This is a genomic window from Caenispirillum bisanense, assembly GCF_039523075.1.
Taxonomy (GTDB): Bacteria; Pseudomonadota; Alphaproteobacteria; order Rhodospirillales; family Rhodospirillaceae; genus Caenispirillum; species Caenispirillum bisanense.
In genome coordinates this window covers 171,613-195,542 of record NZ_BAAAEP010000002.1, presented here as the reverse complement: position 1 = coordinate 195,542, position 23,930 = coordinate 171,613, and the positions used below count along the sequence as shown (strand labels likewise).

25 protein-coding genes are annotated in these 23,930 nt (G+C 69.4%); 24 read left to right on the top strand and 1 reads right to left on the bottom strand.

What is annotated here, in order from left to right; translation table 11 throughout:
- Positions 1-79 precede the first annotated feature (79 nt).
- The 20 genes from glpK to lpxB all read left to right on the top strand — a co-directional run bounded on the left by glpK (position 80) and on the right by lpxB (position 18,956).
- Positions 80-1,588 carry a glycerol kinase GlpK gene (gene glpK, locus ABD056_RS02610; protein ID WP_343864109.1) on the top strand — a complete coding sequence of 503 codons (1,509 nt, stop codon included), beginning with the start codon at positions 80-82 and terminating at the stop codon, positions 1,586-1,588.
- A 60-nt stretch (positions 1,589-1,648) separates the two neighbouring features.
- Positions 1,649-2,404 carry an SDR family oxidoreductase gene (locus ABD056_RS02605; protein ID WP_343864107.1) on the top strand — a complete coding sequence of 252 codons (756 nt, stop codon included), beginning with the start codon at positions 1,649-1,651 and terminating at the stop codon, positions 2,402-2,404.
- An 87-nt stretch (positions 2,405-2,491) separates the two neighbouring features.
- A complete protein-coding gene (locus tag ABD056_RS02600; RefSeq protein WP_343864105.1) occupies positions 2,492-2,959 on the top strand; it encodes a DUF983 domain-containing protein in 468 nt (155 codons plus the stop codon).
- Entirely contained in the window at positions 2,956-3,624 is a 669-nt protein-coding gene (locus ABD056_RS02595) for a sulfite oxidase-like oxidoreductase (protein WP_343864103.1), read from the top strand. The genes ABD056_RS02600 and ABD056_RS02595 overlap by 4 nt, the downstream gene beginning before the upstream one ends.
- On the top strand, positions 3,617-4,183 hold the full coding sequence (locus ABD056_RS02590; RefSeq protein ID WP_343864101.1) for a glutathione peroxidase: 567 nt from the start codon (positions 3,617-3,619) through the stop codon (positions 4,181-4,183). The genes ABD056_RS02595 and ABD056_RS02590 overlap by 8 nt, the downstream gene beginning before the upstream one ends.
- Positions 4,184-4,383: 200 nt before the next feature.
- Entirely contained in the window at positions 4,384-5,172 is a 789-nt protein-coding gene (gene rpsB / locus ABD056_RS02585; protein WP_343864099.1) for a 30S ribosomal protein S2, read from the top strand.
- Between the two features lie 100 nt (positions 5,173-5,272).
- Positions 5,273-6,199 carry a translation elongation factor Ts gene (gene tsf, locus ABD056_RS02580; protein WP_343864097.1) on the top strand — a complete coding sequence of 309 codons (927 nt, stop codon included), beginning with the start codon at positions 5,273-5,275 and terminating at the stop codon, positions 6,197-6,199.
- A 236-nt stretch (positions 6,200-6,435) separates the two neighbouring features.
- Positions 6,436-7,158: a UMP kinase gene (gene pyrH, locus ABD056_RS02575; RefSeq protein ID WP_343864095.1), complete on the top strand. Its 723-nt coding sequence runs from the start codon at positions 6,436-6,438 to the stop codon at positions 7,156-7,158.
- Positions 7,159-7,215: 57 nt separating this feature from the next.
- Positions 7,216-7,737, top strand: a complete 522-nt coding sequence (gene frr, locus ABD056_RS02570; protein WP_425545001.1) for a ribosome recycling factor — start codon at positions 7,216-7,218, stop codon at positions 7,735-7,737.
- Positions 7,737-8,477: an isoprenyl transferase gene (locus tag ABD056_RS02565; protein WP_343864092.1), complete on the top strand. Its 741-nt coding sequence runs from the start codon at positions 7,737-7,739 to the stop codon at positions 8,475-8,477. The genes frr and ABD056_RS02565 overlap by 1 nt, the downstream gene beginning before the upstream one ends.
- 7 nt (positions 8,478-8,484) lie before the next feature.
- Entirely contained in the window at positions 8,485-9,261 is a 777-nt protein-coding gene (locus ABD056_RS02560; protein WP_343864091.1) for a phosphatidate cytidylyltransferase, read from the top strand.
- The gene (locus ABD056_RS02555) at positions 9,255-10,460 is read left to right on the top strand and encodes a 1-deoxy-D-xylulose-5-phosphate reductoisomerase (protein WP_343864090.1); all 1,206 of its coding nucleotides are present in this window, start codon (positions 9,255-9,257) and stop codon (positions 10,458-10,460) included. Before ABD056_RS02560 ends, ABD056_RS02555 begins: the two co-directional genes overlap by 7 nt.
- Before the next feature lie 40 nt (positions 10,461-10,500).
- Positions 10,501-11,619, top strand: a complete 1,119-nt coding sequence (gene rseP / locus ABD056_RS02550) for an RIP metalloprotease RseP (RefSeq protein WP_343864089.1) — start codon at positions 10,501-10,503, stop codon at positions 11,617-11,619.
- A gap of 73 nt (positions 11,620-11,692) precedes the next feature.
- The gene (gene bamA / locus ABD056_RS02545) at positions 11,693-13,987 is read left to right on the top strand and encodes an outer membrane protein assembly factor BamA (RefSeq protein WP_343864088.1); all 2,295 of its coding nucleotides are present in this window, start codon (positions 11,693-11,695) and stop codon (positions 13,985-13,987) included.
- On the top strand, positions 13,987-14,637 hold the full coding sequence (locus ABD056_RS02540; protein WP_343864087.1) for an OmpH/Skp family outer membrane protein: 651 nt from the start codon (positions 13,987-13,989) through the stop codon (positions 14,635-14,637). The genes bamA and ABD056_RS02540 overlap by 1 nt, the downstream gene beginning before the upstream one ends.
- A gap of 3 nt (positions 14,638-14,640) precedes the next feature.
- The gene (gene lpxD, locus ABD056_RS02535) at positions 14,641-15,663 is read left to right on the top strand and encodes a UDP-3-O-(3-hydroxymyristoyl)glucosamine N-acyltransferase (protein WP_343864086.1); all 1,023 of its coding nucleotides are present in this window, start codon (positions 14,641-14,643) and stop codon (positions 15,661-15,663) included.
- A 3-nt stretch (positions 15,664-15,666) separates the two neighbouring features.
- Positions 15,667-16,146: a 3-hydroxyacyl-ACP dehydratase FabZ gene (gene fabZ, locus ABD056_RS02530; RefSeq protein ID WP_343864085.1), complete on the top strand. Its 480-nt coding sequence runs from the start codon at positions 15,667-15,669 to the stop codon at positions 16,144-16,146.
- A complete protein-coding gene (gene lpxA, locus ABD056_RS02525; RefSeq protein WP_343864084.1) occupies positions 16,146-16,967 on the top strand; it encodes an acyl-ACP--UDP-N-acetylglucosamine O-acyltransferase in 822 nt (273 codons plus the stop codon). The genes fabZ and lpxA overlap by 1 nt, the downstream gene beginning before the upstream one ends.
- The gene (locus ABD056_RS02520) at positions 16,957-17,790 is read left to right on the top strand and encodes an LpxI family protein (protein ID WP_343864083.1); all 834 of its coding nucleotides are present in this window, start codon (positions 16,957-16,959) and stop codon (positions 17,788-17,790) included. The genes lpxA and ABD056_RS02520 overlap by 11 nt, the downstream gene beginning before the upstream one ends.
- Positions 17,787-18,956 carry a lipid-A-disaccharide synthase gene (gene lpxB / locus ABD056_RS02515; RefSeq protein ID WP_343864082.1) on the top strand — a complete coding sequence of 390 codons (1,170 nt, stop codon included), beginning with the start codon at positions 17,787-17,789 and terminating at the stop codon, positions 18,954-18,956. Before ABD056_RS02520 ends, lpxB begins: the two co-directional genes overlap by 4 nt.
- Positions 18,957-18,963: 7 nt before the next feature.
- Here lpxB and ABD056_RS02510 read toward each other — a convergent pair whose 3' ends face one another.
- Entirely contained in the window at positions 18,964-19,590 is a 627-nt protein-coding gene (locus tag ABD056_RS02510; RefSeq protein ID WP_343864081.1) for a LabA-like NYN domain-containing protein, read from the bottom strand.
- A gap of 213 nt (positions 19,591-19,803) precedes the next feature.
- Here ABD056_RS02510 and folK point away from each other — a divergent pair, with 213 nt between their 5' ends.
- From folK to ABD056_RS02490, 4 genes are all read left to right on the top strand, one after another.
- Positions 19,804-20,328, top strand: a complete 525-nt coding sequence (folK, locus tag ABD056_RS02505) for a 2-amino-4-hydroxy-6-hydroxymethyldihydropteridine diphosphokinase (RefSeq protein WP_343864080.1) — start codon at positions 19,804-19,806, stop codon at positions 20,326-20,328.
- An 80-nt stretch (positions 20,329-20,408) separates the two neighbouring features.
- On the top strand, positions 20,409-20,870 hold the full coding sequence (gene rpoZ / locus ABD056_RS02500; protein ID WP_343864079.1) for a DNA-directed RNA polymerase subunit omega: 462 nt from the start codon (positions 20,409-20,411) through the stop codon (positions 20,868-20,870).
- Positions 20,871-20,993: 123 nt separating this feature from the next.
- Complete coding sequence (locus ABD056_RS02495) at positions 20,994-23,180, top strand: RelA/SpoT family protein (RefSeq protein ID WP_343864078.1); 2,187 nt, start codon at positions 20,994-20,996, stop codon at positions 23,178-23,180.
- A 100-nt stretch (positions 23,181-23,280) separates the two neighbouring features.
- A complete protein-coding gene (locus tag ABD056_RS02490; RefSeq protein WP_343864077.1) occupies positions 23,281-23,895 on the top strand; it encodes a DUF2062 domain-containing protein in 615 nt (204 codons plus the stop codon).
- Positions 23,896-23,930: the final 35 nt, after the last annotated feature.

Here is a 23,930-nt window from a genome sequence, read left to right as displayed (position 1 = left end):
GTACCCTTCCTAACCCCAACTCGGGCCGGGGGCGCACCCGCGCCGCCGGCCCCTTCTTTTCCGGGGGAGACCGAGCACCATGACCGGCTATGTCCTCGCCATCGACCAGGGCACCACGTCGTCGCGGGCGATCCTGTTCGACCGCGACCGCCGTGTGCGCGCCATTGCGCAGCAGGAATTCCCCCAGCACTTTCCCGCCTCCGGCTGGGTGGAGCACGACCCGGAAGACCTGTGGCGCACGGTGGTGCAGACCGGCCGCGAGGTGATGGCCAAGGCCGGCGCCACCGCCGCCGACATCGCCGGCATCGGCATCACCAACCAGCGCGAGACGACGGTGGTTTGGGAGCGGAAGACCGGCCGCGCCATCCACAACGCCATCGTCTGGCAGGACCGCCGCACCCATGCCCTGTGCGACAGCCTGCGCCGCGACGGCCACGAGACCGAGGCGCGCAGCCGCACCGGCCTGCTCATCGACCCCTATTTCTCCGGCACCAAGCTGGCCTGGATCCTCGACCGGGTGGAGGGCGCCCGCGCCCGCGCCGCCGCCGGCGAGCTGTGCTTCGGCACCGTCGACAGTTTCCTGCTGTGGCGCCTGACCGGCGGGCGCAGCCATGCCACCGACGCCACCAACGCCAGCCGCACCCTGCTGTGGAACATCCACACCGGCGAATGGGACGCGGTGATGGGCGACATCCTGAAGGTGCCGGCCGCCGTGCTGCCGGAGGTGCGCGACTGCGCCGCCGACTTCGGCGAGACCCTGCCGGAGCTGTTCGGCGGCCCCATCCGCGTGCTCGGCATGGCCGGCGACCAACAGGCCGCCTGCATCGGCCAGGCCTGCTTCGAGCCGGGCATGATCAAGTCCACCTACGGCACCGGCTGCTTCGCCCTGCTCAACACCGGGCCGCAGAGCGTCACCAGCCGCAACCGCCTGCTCACCACCGTCATGATGCAGCTGGACGGCAAGCGCACCTATGCGCTGGAAGGCTCCATCTTCGTTGCCGGCGCCGCCGTGCAGTGGCTGCGCGATGCCATGGGGCTGATCTCCGCCGCCTCCGAAACCCAGGCGCTGGCCGAACAGGCCGACGAGGCGCAGGAGGTCTATCTGGTGCCGGCCTTCGTCGGCCTGGGGGCGCCCTACTGGGATGCGGCGGCGCGGGGGGCGGTCTACGGCCTCACCCGCGCCACCGGCCCGCGCGAGTTCGCCCGCGCGGCGCTGGAATGCGTCGCCTACCAGACCCGCGACCTGCTCGACGCCATGCGTGGCGACTGGGGCGGCAATGACTTCGGCGCCTCCGTCCTGCGCTGCGACGGCGGCATGGTGGCAAGCGACTGGATGATGCAGTTCCTGGCCGACATCCTCGATACCCCGGTCGACCGCCCCGACACCCTGGAGACGACGGCGCTGGGGGCGGCCTATCTCGCCGGCTACCGCGCCGGGTTCTACCCGCCGCCGGCGGAGTTCGCCCGCCAGTGGCACCTGGACCGCCGCTTCGAGCCGGCCATGGCCGAGCCGGTGCGGGCGCGCAAGGTGGCCGGCTGGCGCGACGCCGTCCGCCGCACCCTCACCGCCGCGCCGGCCGCCGAGTGATCTTGCCCCTGCCGGCCGGGCGTGGCATCCCTGCGCCGACCACTGGCGGATGAGGCAGGCATGGCGGCGACGGCTTTCGATCTGACGGGACGGGTGGCGCTGGTGACCGGCGCCGGCGGCGGCCTCCGGGCCGCGTCGGCGATGGCACTGGCCGGGTCGGGGGCGACGGTGCTGCTCGCCGGCCGCAGCCCGGCGCCGCTGGAGGCCCTGGCGGCGCGGCTGCCGGGGGCGGTGGCGCTGCCGCTCGACATCACCGACGAGGCCGCCTGCGAAGCCGCCTTCGCCCGCATCGCCGACCGGTTCGGCGGCCTCGACATCCTGGTGAACAACGCCGGCGCCCGCGACCGCCGTCCGCTCGACCAGCTGGACACGGCGGCGGCGCGGCGGCTGCTGGAGACCAACCTGGTGGCGCCATTCCACCTCAGCCGGGCGGCGGCGCGGCAGATGGCGGGCAAGGGGCGGGGTCGGATCATCAACGTCACCTCCATCGCCGGCCCCATCTCCCGCGCCGGCGACGCCGCCTACACCATGTCCAAGGGCGGGCTGGAGGCGCTGACCCGCGCCCTGGCGGCGGAACTGGGCGGGCAGGGCATCACCGTCAACGCGGTGGCGCCCGGCTTCTTCGCCACCGACGCCAATGCCGCCATGGTGGCCGACGCCGGCATCGCCGACTGGCTCGCCCGCCGCACCTCCCTCGGCCGCTGGGGCCGGCCGGAGGAGATCGGCGGCGCGGTGGTCTTTCTTGCCTCCGACGCCGCCTCCTACGTCACCGGCCATGTGCTGTTCGTTGACGGCGGATACATCGCGCACTTCTGACCGCGCATAAGCCCTTGACTCTTTGTGTCTTGCGGCTGCGGCCAAAGGCTCGAATATCAAGGGCTGGCAGCCACGGAAGGCGACAGCATGACCGCGCACCGAGACGATCCTCCGGCCCGCGAGGGCGAGACCACGTCGTGGGAAGCGGAATGGGCCGCCCACAAGGCCGTCAACGCGGCGGAGCGGCGCAAGCGCGGCCCCATCCTGCGCTGCATGGCGCGCGGCTTCCGCCTGCGCTGCCCGCGCTGCGGCGAAGGCAAGGTGCTGCGGCGCTTCCTTGAGCCCAACCCGGCCTGCGACTGCTGCGGCGAGGACTACAGCGCCATCCGCACCGACGACTTCGCCCCCTGGCTCGGCATCCTGGTGATCGGCCACGTGCTGGTGCCGCTGGCGATCCTGGTCGAGACCTTGTTCCAGCCGTCGCTGACCGCCCACCTGATCATCTGGACCCTGGTCGGGCTGGAAATGGTGCTGCTGTTCCTGCCGCGCGCCAAGGGCATGGCGCTCGGCCTCATGTGGTCCCTCAACCTGCGCGGCGACGAGCATCAGCATTGACCCACGACGACGAGAGCCCCGCCAGCGATCCGAACGACAGGCTGGTCCGTACCAAGATGCAGTGGGCGGAGGCAGGGCGGGCGCTGACTGGCGCCGCCGCCGATCCCGCCCGGCACCGGCTGCCGCCGGGGCAGCGGCTGGTGGGGCACTTGCCGCGGCTCGACCTCGGCATGGTGCCGCAGGTGGATACCGCCTCCTGGCGCCTGAGCGTCGGCGGCAGCGTGGAGACCCCGGTGACGTGGGACTGGACCACCTTCATGGCGCAGCCGCAGGTCGATACCGTCAGCGACATCCATTGCGTCACCGCCTGGTCGCGCTACGACACCGCCTGGCAGGGGGTTACGACGCGGCATCTGCTGTCGGTGGTGCGGCCGACGGCGGCGGCGCGGGCGGTGATGCTGCGGTCCTATGACGGCTATTCCACCAACGTGCCGCTGGACGAATTCGCGGCCGAGGGCGTGCTGCTGGCCCACCGCCTGGACGGCGCGCCGCTGTCGCCCGATCACGGCGGCCCGGTGCGGGTGGTGGTGCCGAGGCTCTATTTCTGGAAGAGCGCCAAATGGCTGCGCCACATCGAGGTGATGGACGAGGACCGCCCCGGCTATTGGGAGCAGCGCGGCTACCACATGCACGGCGATCCGTGGACGGAGGAACGGTATGATTAGGTTTCTGACCGCCGCGGCGGTGGCCGTCGCCAGCCTGTTCGGCGCCGGCGGCGGCGCCCAGGCGGGCGGGCAGGGGGGATCGGCCCATGCCTTCACCTTCACCGCCATCGACGGCACCCCGCTGCCGCTGTCGCAGTTTGCCGGCAAGGCGGTGCTGGTGGTCAATACCGCCAGCCAGTGCGGCTTCACCTCCCAGTACGAGCAGCTGCAGGCGGTGTGGCAGCGCTACCGCGACCGCGGGCTGGTGGTGCTCGGCGTGCCGTCCAACGACTTCGGCGGCCAGGAGCCCGGCACCGAGGCCGAGATCCAGGAGTTCTGCGCCACCACCTTCAGCGTCGACTTCCCGCTGGCGGAAAAGACCATGGTCAGCGGCGACGGCGCCCATCCGTTCTACCAGTGGGCGCGCGGCGAGCTGGGCATGGTGGCGGCGCCCAAGTGGAACTTCCACAAGTACCTGATCGCCCCCGACGGCCGCCTGGTCGACTGGTTCTCCACCGTCACCCGCCCCGACAGCGACAAGGTGATCGCCGCCATCGAGCAGGTGCTGCCGGGCAGCTGAGCCGGGGGGCGTCACCAACTCTTCACCCCCACCCGTGTGCAAGGGGGTTGCCAAAGCGGGGGCTGCGCTGTACATAGCGGGCCTCAACCACGCACGCGGGTGCGCGGCCGGGCTGCTTTTTTGCTGCCCTGGTCGTTCCGGTGCCGGCCATGGGGCCGGTTCACTCCACCCGCGGAGGCTCAACCGGAAAAGAGGACATCATGGCCCTTCCGACCTTTACCCTGCGCCACCTCATCGAGGCCGGCTGCCACTTCGGCCACAACACCCGTCGCTGGAACCCGCGCATGGCTCCGTACCTGTACGGCGTTCGCGACGGCGTGCACATCATCGACCTGCAGCAGACCGTTCCGATGCTGCACCGCGCCATGGAAGCCGTGCGTGACGTCGTCGCCAACGGCGGCCGCGTGCTGTTCGTCGGCACCAAGCGCCAGGCGGCCGACATCGTCGCCGAGGCGGCCACCCGCTGCGGCCAGTACTACGTCAACCACCGCTGGCTCGGCGGCATGCTGACCAACTGGAAGACCGTCTCCAACTCCATCAAGCGCCTGCGCGAGCTGGACGAGATGATGGCGGGCGGCCCGGTGTCCGGCCTGACCAAGAAGGAACTGCTGAACCTGGAGCGCGAGCGTGAGAAGCTCACCCGCGCCCTCGGCGGCATCAAGGAGATGGGCGGCCAGCCGGACCTCATCTTCGTCATCGACACCGTGAAGGAAAGCCTGGCCATCGCCGAGGCCAACAAGCTGAACATCCCGGTCATCGCGGTGCTCGACTCCAACTCCGATCCGCACGGCATCACCTACCCGGTGCCGGGCAACGATGACGCCCTGCGCGCCATCAAGCTGTACTGCGACCTGCTGTCGGCCGCCGTGCTGGACGGCATCTCGGCCGAAATGGCTGCCGCCGGCGTCGACATCGGCGAACAGGAAGAAGCTCCGGTCGAGGCCGGCCTGGACGAGGCCGAAGCCGCTGCCGAGGCGCAGAACGGCTGATTTCGGCCCGCGCCCAGGATATGGCGGCGGCCCTTGGTCGCCGCCATTTTTTCAGGTTTTTCAATCCGATCCGCTTGAACGCCAACCGAGAGGTTTAACGATGGCCGAGATTACCGCGTCCCTGGTGAAGGAGCTGCGTGAGAAGAGCGGCGCCGGCATGATGGACTGCAAGAAGGCGCTCGCCGAGACCAATGGCGACCTGGAAGCGGCGGTCGACTGGCTGCGCAAGAAGGGCCTCGCCGCTGCCGCCAAGAAGGCCGGCCGCGTCGCCGCCGAGGGCCTGGTCGCCGTCAAGGCCGAAGGCACCACCGGCGCCGCCGTGGAAGTGAACTCCGAGACCGACTTCGTCGCCCGCAACGAGACCTTCCAGGACTTCGTGCAGACCGCTGCCGTCGTCGCCTACGCCACCGGCGGCGACGTCGAGGCGGTGAAGGCTGCCGCCTTCCCGGGCTCCGACAAGAACGTCGGCGACCAGCTGACCGCCCTGATCGGCACCATCGGCGAAAACATGAACCTGCGTCGCGCCGCCGTCCTGAAGGTCGAGCAGGGCGTGGTCGCCGCCTACATGCACAATGCCGTGAAGCCGGGCCTCGGCAAGATCGGCGTGCTGGTGGCGCTGGAGTCCGCCGGCGATGCCGCCAAGCTGGAAGAGCTGGGCAAGCAGATCGCCATGCACGTGGCCGCCGCCAACCCGCAGTTCCTGACCGTCGACTCGGTTTCCACCGAGGCGCTGGACCGTGAGCGCGACGTGCTGTCCGAGCAGGCCCGCGCCTCCGGCAAGCCGGAAGAGATCATCGCCAAGATGGTCGAAGGCCGTCTGCGCAAGTACTACGAGGAAGTCGTGGTGCTGGAGCAGCCGTTCGTGATGGACCCGGACCGCAAGGTGCAGAAGGTCATCGACGACACTGCCAAGACCCTCGGCGCGCCGATCAAGATGACCGGCTTCGTGCGCTTCGCCCTCGGCGAAGGCGTCGAGAAGGAAGAAAAGGACTTTGCTGCCGAAGTTGCCGCGCAGCTCAAGAAGTAACTGAGTCCTTTGGAAAAGGGGCGACAGCGGCCGGGATGGTGTATATCATCCCCGGCCGGTGCCGCCCCTTTCCGTGCGCTCCGCGCGCCCTGGCGTGATACGCGGCTGCGTCGCGATATCCCGGGGCGCGGCTGCGCCGATACCCGTGGTACGCGGCTGCGCCGGCCACCGTCCGGCCCGGCCGGCGGCTGCCAGACCAGATCCGTCCGTCGTCCGACAGCACGAACGAGGCCCCCATGTCCGCGCCGCAATTTCGCCGTGTCCTTCTGAAAATCTCCGGCGAGGGCCTGATGGGCCCGCGCGAATTCGGGCTCGACAGCCAGACCGTGGCGGCCATCGCCCGCGAGGTGCGCACGGTCCGGGAGATGGGGGTGCAGGTGTGCCTGGTCATCGGCGGCGGCAACATCTTCCGCGGCGTCTCCGGCGCCGCCCAGGGCATGGACCGCACCAGCGCCGACTACATGGGCATGCTGGCGACGGTGATGAACGCCATGGCGGTGCAGAGCGCCCTGGAAAAGTGCGGCGTGCAGACCCGCGTGCAGTCCGCCATTCCCATGGAAGCGGTGTGCGAGCCCTACATCCGCCGCCGCGCCATCCGCCACATGGAGAAGGACCGGGTGGTGATCTTCGCCGCCGGCACCGGCAACCCGTTCTTCACCACCGACACGGCCGCCGCCCTGCGCGCCGTGGAAATGAACTGCGACGCCCTTCTGAAGGCCACCAACGTGGACGGCGTGTATTCCGCCGACCCGAAGAAGGTGCCCGACGCCGAGTATTACGCGCGCCTGACCTATACCGACGTGCTCGCCCGCAACCTGCGGGTGATGGACGCCTCGGCCATTGCGCTGGCCCGTGAAAACCGGCTGCCGATCGTTGTTTTCGACATGCATGGAGAGGACGCTTTCGCCCACGTGATGAAGGGCGAGGGCCGTTATACGATCATTACCGAGGAGGAATGAGCCGTGTCCGCTGACGTTGCCGATTTCAAGACGCTCAAGAAGGACCTGAAGCACCGCATGGAACAGACGGTGGAAGTCCTCAAGAAGGAATTCGCCGGCCTGCGCACCGGTCGCGCCCACACCAGCCTCCTCGAACCGGTGGTCGTCGACGCCTACGGCTCCAGTGTGCCCCTCAACCAGGTCGCCAACGTGAGCGTGCCTGAGCCGCGCATGCTGGTGGTCAACGTGTGGGACCGCAGCATGGCCAAGGCGGTGGAAAAGGCCATCCGCGACGCCGGCCTCGGCCTCAATCCGGCCGCCGAGGGCCAGAGCATCCGCGTGCCGATCCCGCCGCTGACGGAAGAGCGCCGCACCGAACTGTCGAAGGTGGCCGCCAAGTACACCGAGGCCGCCCGCGTCGCCATCCGCAACGTCCGCCGCGACGGCATGGACACGCTGAAGAAGATGGAAAAGGACGGCGTCATCTCGCAGGACGAGCACCGCGCCCACTCCACCGAAGTGCAGGCGATCACCGACGAAGCCATCAAGCTGGTCGACGAGACGCTGAAGCACAAGGAACAGGAGATCATGCAGGTCTGATGGGCGCCGAACCTCTTCCCAGCCGGGGGGATGCGCCGCCGCCGCCGGTGCATGTCGCCATCATCATGGACGGCAATGGCCGCTGGGCAAAGGCCCGCAGCCTGCCGCGCACCGCCGGACACCGCCAGGGGGCGAAAGCCGTCCGGCGGGTGGTGCGGGCCGCCGGAGAGCTGGGAATCGGCTACCTGACCCTGTTCGCCTTCTCGTCGGAGAACTGGCGCCGGCCGGACGACGAGGTCAGCGAGCTGCGGGGCCTGCTGCGCCTTTACCTGCGCAACGAGATCGCGGAGCTGCACGCCAACGGCGTGCGGCTGCGCGTCATCGGCGACCGCGACCGGTTCGGCCCCGAGACGGTGCGGCTGATCGAGGATGCCGAGGCACGCACCCGCGCCAACGCCGGCCTGCAGCTGACCATCGCGCTGTCCTACGGCGGCCGGGCGGAAATCGTCGCCGCCGCCCGCCGGCTGGCGGAGGAGGCGCGGGCAGGGCGCATCGACCCGGCAGCCATCGACGAGGCGGCCGTGGCCGGTCGGCTGTTCACTGCCGACATTCCCGATCCCGACCTGCTCATCCGCACCAGCGGCGAGCAGCGGGTGAGCAATTTCCTGCTGTGGCAGATCGCCTACGCCGAAATGGTCTTCACCGACACCCTGTGGCCCGACTTCACGCGGGTTGAGCTGGAAGCGGCTGTTGCGGCGTTTCATGGCCGTGAACGGCGCTACGGCGGGGTGAAGGGCTGACGACGACGTGCTGAAGACCAGGCTGCTTTCCGCGCTCATCATGATCCCGCTGGCGCTGTTGTGCGTGTGGGCGGGATCGCCGGTGTTCGATCTGGCGGTCGCCGCCATCGCGCTGCTGATGGCGTGGGAATGGCAGGCCATGGTGCAGCCCGGTCACCGCCTGCCGGGCTGGGCGGCCGGCTTTGCCGCCGCCATCGCCACCCTGGCGGTGGTGCCGCTGCCGCTGTGGGCGCTGGCCGTGGTGGTGGTGGCGCCGGTGCCGGTCTTCCTGCTCGCCCTGTCGCGCCCGGCCGCCGGATGGGCGGCGCTGGGGGCCGTTTATGTGGCGCTGCCGGCGGTCGCGCTGGTGTGGCTGCGGGAAGAGGGGGGCCTTGCCACCGTGCTGTGGCTGATGTTCGTCGTGTGGGCCACCGACACCGGCGCCTATGCCTTCGGCAAGCGCATCGGCGGGCCGAAGCTGGCCCCCCGCATCAGCCCCAAGAAGACCTGGGCCGGCCTGTGGGGCGGGGCGTTCTCCGCCGCCGTGGTCGGTCTGGTGACGGCGCTGATCGTCAACCCCGGCGCGCTGGTGGTGCTGACCGTGTTCAGCGCCGCCCTTGCGATCATCGAACAGATCAGCGATCTCTCTGAAAGCTATGTGAAGCGGCGCTTCGGCGTGAAGGACAGCGGCACCATCATCCCCGGTCACGGCGGCGTGCTGGATCGCGTCGACGGGCTGGTGCTGGCGGCGCCGGCCGTGGTCCTGGCCGTGCTGCTGGGGCAGGGAGGCATCACCGCATGGTAGCTCCGTCCGCACCCACCGCGACCGGCCGCGACGCCCGCCGCCGCGTCACCATCCTCGGCTCCACCGGCTCGGTCGGGTGCAGCACCGTCGACCTCATCAGCCGCGACCGCGACGCTTACGAGGTGGTGGCGCTGACCGCCAACGGCAACGCCGCCGCCCTGGCCGCCCAGGCGCTGGCGCTGCGGCCGGAAGTGGCGGTGGTGGCCGATGAACGCTGCTACGCCGACCTCAAGGACCGCCTCGCCGGCACCGGCATCGAGGTTGCCGCCGGGGCCGCCGCCGTGTGCGAGGCCGCCGCCCGGCCGTCGGATTGGGTGATGTCGGCCATCGTCGGCGCCGCCGGCCTGGCGCCGACGCTCGCCGCCGTGCGCCGGGGCTGCGTCATCGGCCTCGCCAACAAGGAAACCCTGGTCTGCGCCGGTGCCGTGGTGATGGCCGAAGTGGCGCGCCACGGCGCCACCCTGCTGCCGGTCGACAGCGAGCATTCCGCCATCTTCCAGGTGTTCGACTTCGCCCAGCCGCAGACGGTGTCGCGCATCGTGCTCACCGCTTCCGGCGGGCCGTTCCGCGAGTGGGAGGCGGAGGCCATGGCGACGGTGACGCCGGCCCAGGCGGTCGCCCATCCCAACTGGTCCATGGGCGCCAAGATCTCCGTCGACAGCGCCACCATGATGAACAAGGGGCTGGAACTGATCGAGGCGGCCCACCTGTTCCCGCTGCCGGAAGACCGCATCGAGATCCTGGTCCACCCGCAGTCGGTGATCCACAGCATGGTGGAGTATGTGGACGGCTCCATGCTGGCGCAGCTGGGCACGCCGGACATGCGCACTCCCATCGCCTATGCCCTCGGCTGGCCGCGCCGCATCGCCGCGCCGAGCCCGCGGCTGGATCTGGCGGCAGTGGCGCAGCTGACTTTCCAGCCGCCCGATCCGGTGCGCTTCCCGGCCCTGCGGCTGGCGCGCCACGCCTTGCAATCGGGGGGCTGCGTCCCTACTCTTCTGAATGCAGCCAATGAAGTGGCTGTCGCCAAGTTTCTCGCCGGCGAGATCGGCTTTCTCGACATCGCGCGCACGGTGGAGGGCACGATCGAGAAGGCGGAGCCCCTGCCGCTCGAAACCCTGGACGACGTGCTGGCCGCCGATGCCGAGGCCCGCCGCATTGCTGCCGGCATCACCAGTACGCTATGCGCCGCGGAGTGACCCCTGCGGCGGCTCCTGACCCGAAAAGGCGCTTTTCCGCATGGACCTGCTTTCCGTTCTCTGGACGACGATCCTGCCCTTCCTGGTCATCCTGACCATCGTCGTCTTCGTGCACGAATTCGGCCACTTCATCGTTGCCCGGTGGAATGGCGTGAAGGTGGACGTGTTCTCCATCGGCTTCGGGCGCGAGCTGTTCGGCTGGAATGATCGCCACGGCACCCGCTGGCGGGTGAGCCTGCTGCCCCTCGGCGGCTATGTGAAGTTCTTCGGCGACGCCAACGAGGCCAGCGCCGGCAGCAGCGACACGGCGCGGGACCTGAGCGCGGAGGAACGGGCCGTCTCCTTCCACCACAAGCGGGTGGGGCAGCGCATTGCCGTGGTGGCGGCGGGGCCGGGGTTCAACTTCCTGTTCGCCATCGCCATCTTCGCCGCCGTCTTCATGACCGTCGGCCAGCCCACCACGGCGCCGATCCTCGGCGGCGTGCAGCCGGGCAGTGCGGCGGCGGAGGCGGGCCTGCAGCCGGGCGACCGCATCGTCGCCATCGACGGCCGCGGCATCGAGCGGTTCGAGGACATCCAGCGGCTGGTGCCGCTCAACGCCGGCACGCCCATGCAGGTGGAGGTGCTGCGCGACAGCGACCGCCTGAACTTCCAGGTGACGCCGCGCATCACCGAGATGACCGACGGCTTCGGCAACGTCCACCGCACCCCCATCCTTGGCGTGTCGGTCAGCAGCGAGAGCATGGAGATGCACCGCCTCGGCCCCGTCGCGGCGGTGGGCTCGGCGGTCGGCCACACCTGGGGCATCGTGTCGTCGACCATGACGGCGCTCGGCCAGATGGTCACCGGCGCCCGCGGCACCGACGACCTCGGCGGGCCGGTGCGCATCGCCCAGTTCTCCGGTCAGGCGGCGCAGTCGGGCGTGGTCAACGCCATCATGTTCGTGGCGCTGCTGTCGGTGGCGCTCGGGCTGTTCAACCTGTTCCCGGTGCCCATGCTGGACGGCGGCCATCTTGTTTTCTACGTCGTGGAAGCGCTGCGCGGCCGGCCTTTGAGCGAGCGCGTGCAGGAGTATGGCTTCCGCATCGGCTTCGCGCTGGTGGTCTGCCTGATGGTGTTCGTGACGTGGAACGACATCGTCAGGCTGATAGAGGGTTGAGTTCCTAAGCGGAACTGGGCATTCTCCCCCGGGTCAGACCAAGTAGAACCACCAGACACCCGGGGGCTCATCCTTGCGTTCGCTCGTGCGCTCGGCGGCTGTTGCCGCCGCTCTTGCCGGTCTCGCCGCTGTGCCGGCAACCGTCCTCGCCCAGGAAATTGGCGCCGGCCAGACCGGTGGCGTCATTCGTCAGATCGTGGTCGAGGGCAATCAGCGCATCGAACCGGAAACGGTCCGCTCCTACATGGCTGTCGCCGAGGGCGACCAGTTCGATCCGGCGCGCCTTGACCAGTCGCTGAAAAGCCTGTTCGCCACCGGCCTGTTCGCCGATGTCGCCATGCGCCGGGCCGGGGATTCCCTGGTGGTGCGGGTGGTGGAAAACCCGATCATCAATCGCATTGCCTTCGAGGGCAACCAGCGCATCGACGACACCCAGCTGGATGCCGAGACGCAGCTGCGGCCGCGCGTGGTCTATACCCGCGCCAAGGTGCAGTCCGACGTCCAGCGCATCCTCGATCTCTATCGCCGCAGCGGCCGCTATGCCGTGACCGTCGATCCGAAGATCATCGAGCTGGACCAGAACCGCGTCGACCTGGTGTTCGAGATCAACGAAGGCTCGCCCACCTACGTCCGCCGCATCACCTTCATCGGCAACAGCCGCTACGGCGACGGTGCCCTGCGTGAAGAGATCGCGACGAAGGAAGAGCGCTGGTACCGCTTCCTTTCCAGCGCCGACACCTACGACCCCGACCGTCTGACCTACGACCGCGAGCTGCTGCGCCGCTTCTACCTGCGCAACGGCTATGCCGATTTCCGCGTCACCTCCGCCGTCGCCGAACTGACGCCGGACCGCGAGGCGTTCTTCATCACCTTCACCATGGATGAAGGCGAGCGCTACCGCTTCGGCAGCATCGACGTCAACGTCAGCCTGCCCGACCTCGACCCCGAGTCGCTGAAGGGCCAGATCGTGCCGTCCGAGGGCGACTGGTACAACGCCGACGAGGTGGAGCGCACGGTGCAGAACCTGACGGACGCCATCGGCGCCCGCGGCTATGCCTTCGTGGACGTCCGCCCGCGCGTCAGCCGCGACCCGGAAAACCGCCGCATCAACGTGACCTTCGACATCCAGGAAGGGCCGCGCGTCTTCGTCCGCCGCATCGAGATCAACGGCAACGTCCGTACCCTCGACAAGGTGATCCGCCGCGAGTTCCGTCTGGTGGAAGGCGATGCCTTCAACACCGCCAAGCTGCGCCGCTCGCGCGAGCGTATCCGCAACCTCGGCTTCTTCGAGAAGGTGGAGGTCAACAACGTGCCGGCGGAAGACGCGCCGGACCAGACCGACATCATCGTCGACGTGGAAGAGCGTGCCACCGGCGAACTGTCCTTCGGCGTCGGCTGGTCGTCCAGCGTCGGCGCCCTGTTCGAGGCCGGCATCCGCGAGCGCAACCTGCTCGGCAAGGGTCAGGACCTGAAGCTCAACCTGCGCCTTGCGCAGCGCCAGACGGAAGTGGACCTGTCGTTCACCGAGCCCTACTTCCTCGACCGTCCGCTGCGCGCCGGGTTCGACGTCTTCCACATCACCAACGATTACCAGAAGACCTCGTCCTACGACAGCACCACCACCGGCGGCGCCCTGCGGCTGGGCTGGAGCTACAACGAGTTCCTCGGCCACCAGCTGAAGTACACCCTGCAGCAGACCGAGATCCGCAACGTCGACGACGATGCCTCGCGCTACATCCGCGAGCAGGAAGGCCGCTCGACCCTGTCGCAGATCGGCCACACGCTGACCTACGACAAGCGCGACAGCGTGGTGGAGCCGACCGACGGCTACGTCGTCAGCCTGGCCAACTCGGTCGCCGGTCTCGGCGGGTCGGAAGCCTTCATCCGCAACGACCTGTCCGGCGCCTACTACGTGCCGCTGGCCGACCGCTGGACCGTCCGCATCGGCGGCAACGTCGGTTACATCTACAACTACGATGACGATCCGCTCGGCATCGCCTACCGCTACAACCTGGGCGGCGAGAACCTGCGCGGCTTTGCCTACGGCGGCGCCGGCGCCCGCGACGGCGACGACGCGCTGGGCGGCAACTGGATCGCCAACGGCTCGGTCGAACTGCGCCTGCCGCTCGGCCTGCCGGAGGAACTGGGCGTCACCGGCAAGATCTTCACCGACTTCGGCGTCATCGGCGAGCCGGACCTGAGCGGCGGTTCCTATGAATACGCCAGCTCCATCCGCGCCTCGGTCGGTGTCGGCCTGATCTGGAAGTCGCCGGTCGGCCCGATCAACATCGATCTGGCGCAGCCGGTGCTCAAGGAAGACTTCGACGAAACCGAACTGTTCCGCCTCAACTTCGGGACCCGGTTCTGATGCCCCTGCGCGGCGCCACCCGGATTGCCGTCGCGCTGCTGGCGCTCACGGCGCCGGTGGCGGCCCCGGCCGGCGCACAGACGGCTCCCGCGGGCGGACAGGGAACGGCGGCGGCACCCGAGTCGGTGCCGCGGCCGGTCATCGGCGTCATCGACCTGCAGCGCATCCTGCGCGACGCCACCGCCGCCCGGGGCGTGCGGGCGGAGCGCGAAAAATATGTCACCGCCTACCAGGCCGATGCCGCCCAGGTGGAACAGGAACTGCGCGCCGCCGACCAGGAACTGGCGCGCCTGCGGGCCGGTGCCACCACCGAGGAATTCGCCCACAAGCGGCGTGAGTTCCAGGAGCGGGTGGCCACCAGCCAGCGCGAGGTGCAGACCCGCCGCCGCAACCTGGAGCGGGCCTTCGGGGCCGCCATGAGCGAGGTGCAGCAGGCCACCATCCAGGTCGCCGACCACATTGCCGCCGAGGTGGGGGTCAACGTGATCCTCTACCGGTCGCAGGTGTTCCTGTTCGACAACGGCATGGACCTGACCGACGAGATTCTGGACGAGCTGAACCGGCGGCTGCCGCAGGTGGCCTTCCCCGACCCCGAAAGCCTGCCCGAGGCTGCGGACGGGGCGCCGTCGCTCACCATGCCGGGAGACTGAACCATGGCGGACCCCCGCTTCTTCACCAACGCCGGCCCCTTCACCCTGGGCGCCATCGCCGCCGCCTGCGGCGCGGAACTGGGTGCCGGCGCCGATGCCGAACGCCGCTTTTCCGACGTGGCGCCCCTGCACCAGGCCGGGCCGGAGCAGGTGAGCTTCCTCGACAACCGCAAGTATCTGCCGGTGTTCCGCGACAGCGGCGCCGGCGCCTGCGTGCTGCACCCCGACTTTGCCGCCGAGGCGCCGGCCGGCATGATGCTTCTGCTGAGCCGCGAGCCCTACCGCGCCTATGCCCGCGTCGCGGCGCTGTTCTATCCGGCCCCGGCGGCGGAAGCCGGCGTGCATCCGGCCGCCGTGGTCGACCCCACTGCCGTGCTCGGCACCGGCGTGCGGGTGGAGGCGGGGGCGGTGATCGGCCCGCGGGCGGAAATCGGCGACCATACGGTCATCGGCCCCAATGCCGTCATCGGTGCCGGGGTGGTGATCGGGCCGCATGGCTCGGTCGGGGCCAATGCCTCGGTCAGCCACACCATCGCCGGCGCGGCGGTGCACATCTACCCCGGCTGCCGCATCGGTCAGGACGGCTTCGGCTTCGCCATGGGGCGCGAGGGTCACCTGAAGGTGCCGCAGCTCGGCCGCGTCGTCATCGGCGATGACGTGGAGATCGGCGCCAACACCACCATCGACCGTGGCGCCGGCCCTGACACCGTGATTGGGTCGGGTTGCAGGATTGATAATCTGGTGCAGATCGGGCACAACGTGCAGCTCGGAAAAGGGTGCGTCATCGTGGCGCAGGTGGGCATTTCCGGCAGCACCAGGCTTGGCGATGGCGTGGTCATCGGCGGGCAGGGGGGCGTTGCCGGCCACCTCACCCTCGGCAGCGGTGCGCAGGTGGCGGCTCAGGCCGGCGTCATGCGCGACATCGAGCCGGGCGGCGTCGTGATGGGCTACCCCGCGAAACCTATCAAGGAGTTCTGGCGCGAGGTCGCCGCGCTGAAGCAACTCGCTTCCAGGAAGGGTACGTAAGACATGGACGCGACGTCGGAAAAGACCGAAGGCACCACCGAGGGGACCACCATCGGGATCGAGCGGATCATGCAGATGATCCCGCACCGTTATCCGTTCCTGCTGGTCGACCGGGTGGTGGACGTTCACAAGAACGAACGTTGCGTCGGCATCAAGAACGTCAGCATGAACGAGCCCTTCTTCCAGGGCCATTTCCCGCAGCGCCCGGTGATGCCCGGCGTTCTCATCATCGAGGCCATGGCGCAGACCGCGGCCGTGCTGGTGGTGGAGACGCTCGGCCCCGAGAGCGAGGGCAAGCTGGTCTACTTCATGTCGGTGGAAGGCGCCCGGTTCCGCAAGCCGGTCATGCCCGGCGACCGGCTGGAGCTGCACGTGTTCAAGGAACACAGCCGCCGCAACGTTTGGAAGTTCCGTGCCGAGGGCCGGGTCGACGGCAAGGTCGTCGCCGAAGCCACCTACGCCGCCATGATCCTGGACGACTGATGCCCGCCATCCATCCCACCGCCATCGTCGACCCCGCCGCCCGCCTTGCGGACAGCGCCCGTGTCGGCCCCTATTGCGTCGTCGGCCCCGATGTGCAGCTGGGGGAAGGCGTCGAGCTGAAGAGCCATGTGGTGGTCGACGGCCGCACCAGCGTCGGCGACGGCAGCGTGATCTTCCCCTTCGCCTCCGTCGGCATGCCGCCGCAGGACCTGAAGTACAAGGGCGAGCCGTCGCGGCTGGAAATCGGCCGCAACGTGCAGATCCGCGAGCACGTCACGGTCAACCCCGGCACCGAAGGCGGCGGCATGCTCACCAAGGTGGGCGACAACGTGCTGCTGGCCATCGGCGCCCATGTCGCGCACGACGTCCACATCGGCAACCACTGCATCATCATGAACCACGTGCTGCTGGGCGGCCATGTGGTCATCGAGGATTATGTCGTGGTCGGCGGCGGCACCGCCGTTCACCAGTTCGTGCGCCTGGGCCAGCACGCCATGATCGGCGGCGCCTCCGGCATCGAGAACGACGTCATCCCCTTCGCCACCGCCTTCGGCAACCGCGCCCGCCTGCAGGGGCTGAACCTGGTCGGCATGAAGCGCCGCGGCTTCAAGCGGGAGGACATCCACGCCGTCCGTAACGCCTACAAGCTGCTGTTCAGCGCCGCCGCCGGCACGGTGATGGCGGAGCGGCTGGAGGCCGTGGCGGCGCAGTACGGCACCTCGCAGGCGGTGCAGGACATCGTCGCCTTCATCCGCGCCGATGCCAGCCGCAGCATCTGCCAGCCGACGGCGGAGAGCGTGGCCGCCGGTGATGCTGAGTAAGCTCGGCATCATCGCCGGCGGCGGCGAGCTGCCCGGTCGCCTGGTCAGGGCCTGCCGTGAGAGCGGCCGGCCCTTTTTCGTGCTGGCGATCGAAGGGCATGCCATCGCCGCCGACATCGGTCCCGACAGCCCGCAGCGCTGGATCCGCATCGGCGAGGCCGGCACCGGCATCCGCGCCCTGCGCGACGACGGCAAGCACGACATCGTCATGGCCGGGCCGGTGCGGCGCCCGTCCTTGAGCGACCTGCGGCCGGACTGGCGCACCGCCCGCTTCTTTGCCCGCCTGGGCTTCCGGGCGCTCGGCGACGACAGCCTGCTGAAGGCGCTGACGGCGGAACTGGAGGCGGAGGGCTTCCGCGTCGTCGGCGTCGAGACCATCCTGCATGACCTGCTGCCCGAACCCGGCCCGCTCGGCCGCCTGACGCCGGACGAGCAGGGCCGCGCCGACATCGCCCGCGCCGTCGCCGTCTGCCGTGCCGTGGGCGCGCTGGACGTGGGTCAGGCGGTGGTGGTGCAGCAGGGCATCGTGCTCGGCGTCGAGGCCATCGAGGGCACCGACGCCCTTCTGTCCCGTTGCGCCGGCCTGCGCCGGGCCGGTCCCGGGGGGGTGCTGGTGAAGCTGTGCAAGCCGCAGCAGGACCGCCGCGTCGACCTGCCCACCATCGGCCCGCAGACGGTGGAGAACGCCGCTGCCGCCGGATTGCGCGGCATCGCCGTCCACGCCGGCCGCAGCATCATCGTCGACCGTCCCGCCACCATTGCCCGCGCCGATGCCCTTGGCCTGTTCCTGGTCGGCATCGGCGCCGAGGAGGCCGCACCATGAGCGACGACGCGCCGCTGGTCTACATCGTCACCGGCGAGCCCTCCGGCGACCTGCTCGGCGCCCGGCTGATGCACGCGCTGCGGCAGGCCACCGGCGGTCAGGTGCGCTTTGCCGGCATCGGCGGCGAGAGCATGCAGGAGCAGGGGCTCGACAGCCTGCACGATCTGTCGGAACTGGCGGTCATGGGGTTCCTGGAGGTGCTGCCCAAGGCCCGCCGCATCCTGCAGATCGTGCGCGAAACGGTGGACGCCATCGAGCGCCTGAAGCCCGACGTGCTGGTGACGGTCGACAGCTGGGGCTTCACCGGCCGCCTGCACGCCGCCGTGCGCAAGCGCGGCCTGCGGCTGCCGCAGATCCACTACGTCGCCCCCATGGTGTGGGCGTGGAAGGAGAAGCGGGCGAAATCGGTGGCGGAGCGGGTCGACCATCTCATGTGCCTGCTGCCGAACGAGCCGCCCTATTTCGAGAAGCACGGCCTCGCCTGCAGCCATGTCGGCCACTCGATCATCGAAAGCGGGGCCGGGCAGGGCGATGGCGCCGGGTTCCGCGCCTCCCACGGCATCCCGCCAGAGGCCCCGCTGCTGTGCGTGCTGCCCGGCAGCCGGCGGGTGGAGGTGTCGCGCCTGCTGCCGGTGTTCCGCGCGGCGGTCGAGCGGCTGGCGCCCGTGCGCCCCGGCCTGCGGGTGGTGATCCCCACCGTGGCGACGGTGGCGGAGGTGGTCGGGCAGGCCGTGGCCGACTGGCCGGTGCCGGTCACCCTCGTGCGCGGCCAGGGCGCCCGCTACGATGCCTTCGCCGCCGCCGATGCCGCCATGGCGGCCTCCGGCACCGTGGCGCTGGAGCTGGCCATGGCGGGGCTGCCACATCTGGTGGCCTATCGGGTGTCGCCGCTGTCGGCGTGGCTGTTCCGCCGCTTCGTGACGGTGCGCTTCGTCAACCTGGTGAACCTGATCCTGGACCGCGCCGTGGTGCCGGAACTGCTGCAGGAGGACTGCACCGCCGACCGGGTGGCGGCGGAAACCGCCCGCCTGCTCGACGACCCGGCGGCCCGCGAGGCGGAGCGCGCCGGCTTCGCCGAAGCCCTGGCCGCCTTCCGCGGCGGCGCCGGCAGCCCGTCGGAACGGGCTGCGGCGGTGGTGCTGGAGCACATGCGGCGGGCGGCGTAAGCGGCCGTCAGCCGTCGCCCTGCGTCGGGCCGCCGGTGCTGCTGCCGGATGCCGTCGGCGGCGGCGGCGGCGGCGGGGCGGCGGGCGAGGGCGGCTGGCGGTGCGGCACCACGCGGCTGATGGACGGTTCCAGGTCCAGCAGTTCGACGAAATTGTCGGCCTGCCGGCGCAGTTCGTCGGCCACCATGGGCGGCTGGGAACGCACGGTGGACACCACCGTCACCCGCACGCCCTTGCGCTGCACCGCCTCCACCAGCCGGCGGAAATCGCCGTCGCCGGAGAACAGCACAATGTGGTCCACATGCTCGGCCATCTCCATCACGTCGATGGCCAGCTCGATGTCCATGTTGCCCTTGATCTTGCGGCGGCCGGCGGCGTCGGTGAATTCCTTGGTCGGCTTGGTGACCATGGTGTAGCCGTTGTAGTCCAGCCAGTCGACCAGCGGCCGGATGGGGGAATACTCCTGGTCCTCCACCAGTGCCGTATAGTAGAAGGCGCGAATCATGCGCCCCTTGGCGGCGAACAGCTCCAGCAGGCGTTTGTAATCGATGTCGAAGCCCAACGCCCGCGCGGCGGCGTAAAGGTTGGAGCCGTCTATGAACAAGGCTATGCGTTCCGACGGGTAAAAGATCATTGTCGGCGTCCTTCTGAAATGATTTCGTCGCCAAATCGACGAGCCCGCCCCGCAGGGCGGCGGGAATATGCAATCGTCCATGGCTCGCGCCATTATTCCGCGAACCACGGCGGCGGTCGTTCAACCGCAACCGTGCCTAGAGGGTAAGGTCGCGCCGGTCGCTCCGCAAGGCGGGACCTCCCCATTCACCCTACGTTTCAAGGAGCCGCTGCGTTGACGTCCGCTGCCCCCATCCTCATCGCCCTGGGCGCCAACCTGCCGAGCCGCTTCGGCGGACCGGCCGAAACCCTGGAAGCGGCGCTGGCGGAGGTGGCGGCGCGCGGGGTGCGGGTGGCGGCGCTGTCGCGCTTCTACCGTACGCCGCCTTGGCCGCCGTCTGACCAGCCGTGGTACGTCAATGCCGTGGCGCGGGTGGAGACGGACCTGTCGGCACCGGCCCTGCTCGCCCTGCTGCATGCGGTGGAGGAGGCGTTCGGCCGGGTGCGCAGCGTGCCCAACGCGCCGCGGCCGCTCGACCTCGACCTCATCGCCCACGGCACCTTGGTCTGCGACGGCAACGTGGTGGTGCCGCACCCGCGCCTGCAGGACCGCGCCTTCGTCCTGCTGCCCCTGCGCGACGTGGCGCCGGACTGGGCGGACCCCCGCGACGGCCACCCGCTCGACCGCCTCATCGCCGGCCTGCCGGCGGCCGACATCGCCGCCTGCGAACCGCTGCCGGAGCGCTCGCCGGGCGGGTGAAGACGGCATAATCCCTTGCTTTCACCCCGCACCCCCAATATATAGTCCTTCCTTTCCGTCTCTGTGTTCTGGAGTGCTCGATGGCCCGCGTTACCGTCGAAGATTGCGTTCTCAAGGTCCCCAACCGTTTCGAGCTGGTGCTCCTGGCCGCCCAGCGGTCGCGGGACGTCACCGCCGGTTCGCCGCTGACCGTCGACCGCGACAACGACAAGAACCCGGTCGTCGCCCTGCGTGAAATCGCCGAGGACACCGTGCAGACCGACGCGCTGCGCAACGGCGTGATCCAGAGCCTGCAGCGCCACGTGGAAGTGGACGAGCTGGAGGAAGACGAGTTCGAGCACCTGGAAGCCCGCCAGCTGGCGAGCGAACTGGGCGCCGCCTCCGACCTGGAAGAGATCGACGCCGACGCGCTGTCGATCGAAGAGGAAAGCTCCACCCTCGACGAGGAAGCCGATGCCCTGTCCGCCGAGGACATGGGGGTGGAGGAAGCCATCGACGACACGGAAGGTGTGGGCGAGGACGAAGCCGACGAGGAACTCTGACAGTCCGGTCGGAGAGGTGATGATGGCGCATGAGGGGTGCCCCCCGTTTCGGGTTTCTGCCCAGCCCCTCGACGGCGGTGCCGGTGATGCCGGTGCCGCCGCCCCGGCGGAGGCTCATTCGCCATGATGCGCCAGTTCGAACTGGTGGAGCGTGTCAGCTCCTATGATCCCCAGGCCGACGAAGACCTGCTCAACCGGGCCTACGTCTATGCCATGAAGATGCACGGCTCGCAGCTGCGGGCCTCCGGCGACCCCTATTTCTCCCATCCGGTGGAGGTCGCCGGCATCCTGACGGACTACCGTCTGGACAGCGCCTCCATCGTCACGGCGCTGCTGCACGACACCATCGAAGACACCCCGGCGACGCTGGAAGAGATCGAGAAGCTCTTCGGCATCCAGGTGGCGCGGCTGGTGGACGGCGTCACCAAGCTCACCCGCATCGAACTGACGTCCGACTCGGCCAAGCAGGCGGAGAACTTCCGCAAGCTGCTGCTGGCCATGTCGGAGGACATCCGCGTGCTGCTGGTGAAGCTGGCCGACCGCCTGCACAACATGCGCACGCTCCACTACATCAAGAAGCCGGAAAAGCGGCAGCGCATCGCCGCCGAGACCATGGAGATCTACGCGCCCCTGGCCGAACGCATCGGCATGGACGCCTGGAAGATGGAGCTGGAGGACCGGGCGTTCGCGGAACTGCACCCCGACGCCCGCGAGTCCATCATGACCCGCCTCAAGTACCTGCGCGAGCAGGGCGGTGATCTGGTCAAGCGCATCTTGTCGGAACTCACCGGCGTGCTGGCCGAGAACGGCCTGACCGAGGTGGAACTGTCGGGGCGCGAAAAGACCCCCTACAGCATCTGGCGCAAGATGCAGATGAAGGACGTGGCGTTCGAGCAGCTGTCGGACATCATGGCCTTCCGCGTCATCGTCAACAATGTCGAGGACTGCTACCGGGCGCTCGGCATCATCCATGGCTCCTATCCCATGGTGCCGGGGCGGTTCAAGGACTACATCTCGACCCCCAAGCCCAACGGCTACAAGTCGCTGCACACCGGCATCATCGGGCCGGAGAAGCACCGCATCGAGGTGCAGATCCGCACCCGCGAGATGCACGAGATCGCCGAGCTGGGCGTCGCCGCGCACTGGTCCTACAAGCAGGGCGGCTCGCCCAACATGGAGGGGCGGCAGTACCGCTGGCTGCGCGAACTGCTGGAAATCCTGGAGCACGCCTCCGGCCCCGAGGAATTTCTTGAGCACACCAAGCTTGAGATGTTCCAGGACCAGGTGTTCTGCTTCACCCCGAAGGGCGACTTCATCGCCCTGCCGTCAGGCGCCTGCCCGGTGGACTTCGCCTATGCCGTCCACACCCAGGTGGGCGACACCTGCGTCGGCGCCAAGGTCAACGGCCGCATGGTGCCGCTGCGCACGGTGCTGAAGAACGGCGATCAGGTCGACATCATCACCTCGAAGGCGCAGACGCCGTCGCCGGAGTGGGAACGCTTCGTCGCCACCGGCAAGGCCCGCGCCCGCATCCGCCGCTTCATCCGCAGCCAGGCCCGCGCCCAGTACCTGGAACTGGGGCGCCAGCTGCTGACCCGCGCCTTCCGGCACGAAGGCTACGACCTGACGGAAAAGGGCCTGGAGGGCGTGCTGCGCCGCTTCAAGGTCGACTCGGTGGAAGACCTCTATGCCGTGGTGGGCGAGGGCACCCACACGGCGCAGGAGGTGCTGGCGGCGGTCTATCCCGGCGTCAAGCAGTCGCGCATCGAGAACGTGGTGTCGTTCTTCCGCCGCCGCCGCTCCCAGCCCTCGGCCGCCGAGCACCGGCCCATGGACCGCGAGCGCAAGCCCGAGGGCACCGGCGCCCTGCACATCAAGGGCCTGATCCCCGGCATGGCGGTCCATTACGCCCGCTGCTGTCACCCCTTGCCCGGCGACCGGATCGTCGGCATCGTGACCACCGGGCGCGGCGTCACCATCCACACCATCGACTGCGACCAGCTGGAGCAGTTCTCGGACGAGCCGGAACGCTGGCTGGACCTGGCGTGGGAAGGGGAAAGCGGCGCCCGCACGCATATCGGGCGGGTGAAGATGGTGGTGGCGAACGAGCCGGGCACCCTCGGCACCCTGTCCACCGTGATCGCGAAGAACCTCGGGAACATTACGAATCTGAAAATTCTCAACCGCACCACCGATTTCTTCGACATGCTGATGGACATCGAGGTGCGGGATGTTAAGCATCTGACCAATATCATCGCCGCGCTTCGCGCCAATGCGGCGGTGAATACCGTGGAACGGGCGCGGCAATGACAGGCGTTGGCGGGGATGGGGGACAACCGCTGACGGCTGAGGCATCCTGCAGCCGCCGTGTCCCCTTCACCTTCGCCGCCGTCAGGACCACCGTCCCCCCATGTTCAAGCGCCGCGTCCCCAAGACATTCTTCCGAAAGCTGCGGGACTTCTTCTGGCCGCGCCTGGGGTGGCGGCGGTCGGGCCGTCTCTATGCCCTGAAACTGTCGCGCCTGCAGGGTTCCGCCGCCGCCGTGGCGGCCGGCTTTGCCTGCGGCGCCGCGGTGTCGATCCTGCCCATGGTCGGGTTCCACTTCCTGCTGGCCGCCATGGCCGCCTGGATGATGCGCGGCAACCTCATCGCCTCCGCCATCGGCACGGCGGTGGGCAACCCGTGGACCTTCCCCTTCATCTGGGTGGCGAGCTGGCACACCGGCAACTTCCTGCTCGGCGGCCGCGCCCAGTCGGTCCACCACCTGGATTTCGCCGACCTGTTCAACGCCCTGTGGCAGGGGGTGGTCAGCCTGGACGGCACCCTGCTGATGCAGAGCGTGTGGCCGGTGTGGTGGCCGATGTTCGTCGGCTCGCTGCCGTGGGCGGTGATCGTGTGGTTCGTGTTCTATCTGCCGATCAAGCGCGTTCTGGCATCGTATGAACGCATGCGCGCCATGCGGCGGCTGGAGCGGCTCGCCGCCCTGACCGGCCAGCCGGCCGGCGGCGGCGGGCGCGGCGACTGAGCCGGCCCGGCGGCGGCGCGCGGCAGCGACAGCAG

What these genes read in the sequence shown, in the direction of transcription:
- lpxD (WP_343864086.1), top strand. Translation starts at nt 14,641, where the DNA reads ATGGCGGACCCCCGCTTCTTCACCAACGCCGGCCCCTTCACCCTGGGC.
- pyrH (WP_343864095.1), top strand. Translation starts at nt 6,436, where the DNA reads ATGTCCGCGCCGCAATTTCGCCGTGTCCTTCTGAAAATCTCCGGCGAG.
- ABD056_RS02565 (WP_343864092.1), top strand. Translation starts at nt 7,737, where the DNA reads ATGGGCGCCGAACCTCTTCCCAGCCGGGGGGATGCGCCGCCGCCGCCG.
- ABD056_RS02520 (WP_343864083.1), top strand. Translation starts at nt 16,957, where the DNA reads ATGCTGAGTAAGCTCGGCATCATCGCCGGCGGCGGCGAGCTGCCCGGT.
- fabZ (WP_343864085.1), top strand. Translation starts at nt 15,667, where the DNA reads ATGGACGCGACGTCGGAAAAGACCGAAGGCACCACCGAGGGGACCACC.
- ABD056_RS02510 (WP_343864081.1), bottom strand. Translation starts at nt 19,590, where the DNA reads ATGATCTTTTACCCGTCGGAACGCATAGCCTTGTTCATAGACGGCTCC.
- lpxA (WP_343864084.1), top strand. Translation starts at nt 16,146, where the DNA reads ATGCCCGCCATCCATCCCACCGCCATCGTCGACCCCGCCGCCCGCCTT.
- ABD056_RS02600 (WP_343864105.1), top strand. Translation starts at nt 2,492, where the DNA reads ATGACCGCGCACCGAGACGATCCTCCGGCCCGCGAGGGCGAGACCACG.
- rpsB (WP_343864099.1), top strand. Translation starts at nt 4,384, where the DNA reads ATGGCCCTTCCGACCTTTACCCTGCGCCACCTCATCGAGGCCGGCTGC.
- ABD056_RS02555 (WP_343864090.1), top strand. Translation starts at nt 9,255, where the DNA reads ATGGTAGCTCCGTCCGCACCCACCGCGACCGGCCGCGACGCCCGCCGC.
- rpoZ (WP_343864079.1), top strand. Translation starts at nt 20,409, where the DNA reads ATGGCCCGCGTTACCGTCGAAGATTGCGTTCTCAAGGTCCCCAACCGT.
- frr (WP_425545001.1), top strand. Translation starts at nt 7,216, where the DNA reads ATGGAACAGACGGTGGAAGTCCTCAAGAAGGAATTCGCCGGCCTGCGC.
- ABD056_RS02495 (WP_343864078.1), top strand. Translation starts at nt 20,994, where the DNA reads ATGATGCGCCAGTTCGAACTGGTGGAGCGTGTCAGCTCCTATGATCCC.
- rseP (WP_343864089.1), top strand. Translation starts at nt 10,501, where the DNA reads ATGGACCTGCTTTCCGTTCTCTGGACGACGATCCTGCCCTTCCTGGTC.
- lpxB (WP_343864082.1), top strand. Translation starts at nt 17,787, where the DNA reads ATGAGCGACGACGCGCCGCTGGTCTACATCGTCACCGGCGAGCCCTCC.
- ABD056_RS02590 (WP_343864101.1), top strand. Translation starts at nt 3,617, where the DNA reads ATGATTAGGTTTCTGACCGCCGCGGCGGTGGCCGTCGCCAGCCTGTTC.
- glpK (WP_343864109.1), top strand. Translation starts at nt 80, where the DNA reads ATGACCGGCTATGTCCTCGCCATCGACCAGGGCACCACGTCGTCGCGG.
- ABD056_RS02490 (WP_343864077.1), top strand. Translation starts at nt 23,281, where the DNA reads ATGTTCAAGCGCCGCGTCCCCAAGACATTCTTCCGAAAGCTGCGGGAC.
- tsf (WP_343864097.1), top strand. Translation starts at nt 5,273, where the DNA reads ATGGCCGAGATTACCGCGTCCCTGGTGAAGGAGCTGCGTGAGAAGAGC.
- ABD056_RS02540 (WP_343864087.1), top strand. Translation starts at nt 13,987, where the DNA reads ATGCCCCTGCGCGGCGCCACCCGGATTGCCGTCGCGCTGCTGGCGCTC.
- ABD056_RS02605 (WP_343864107.1), top strand. Translation starts at nt 1,649, where the DNA reads ATGGCGGCGACGGCTTTCGATCTGACGGGACGGGTGGCGCTGGTGACC.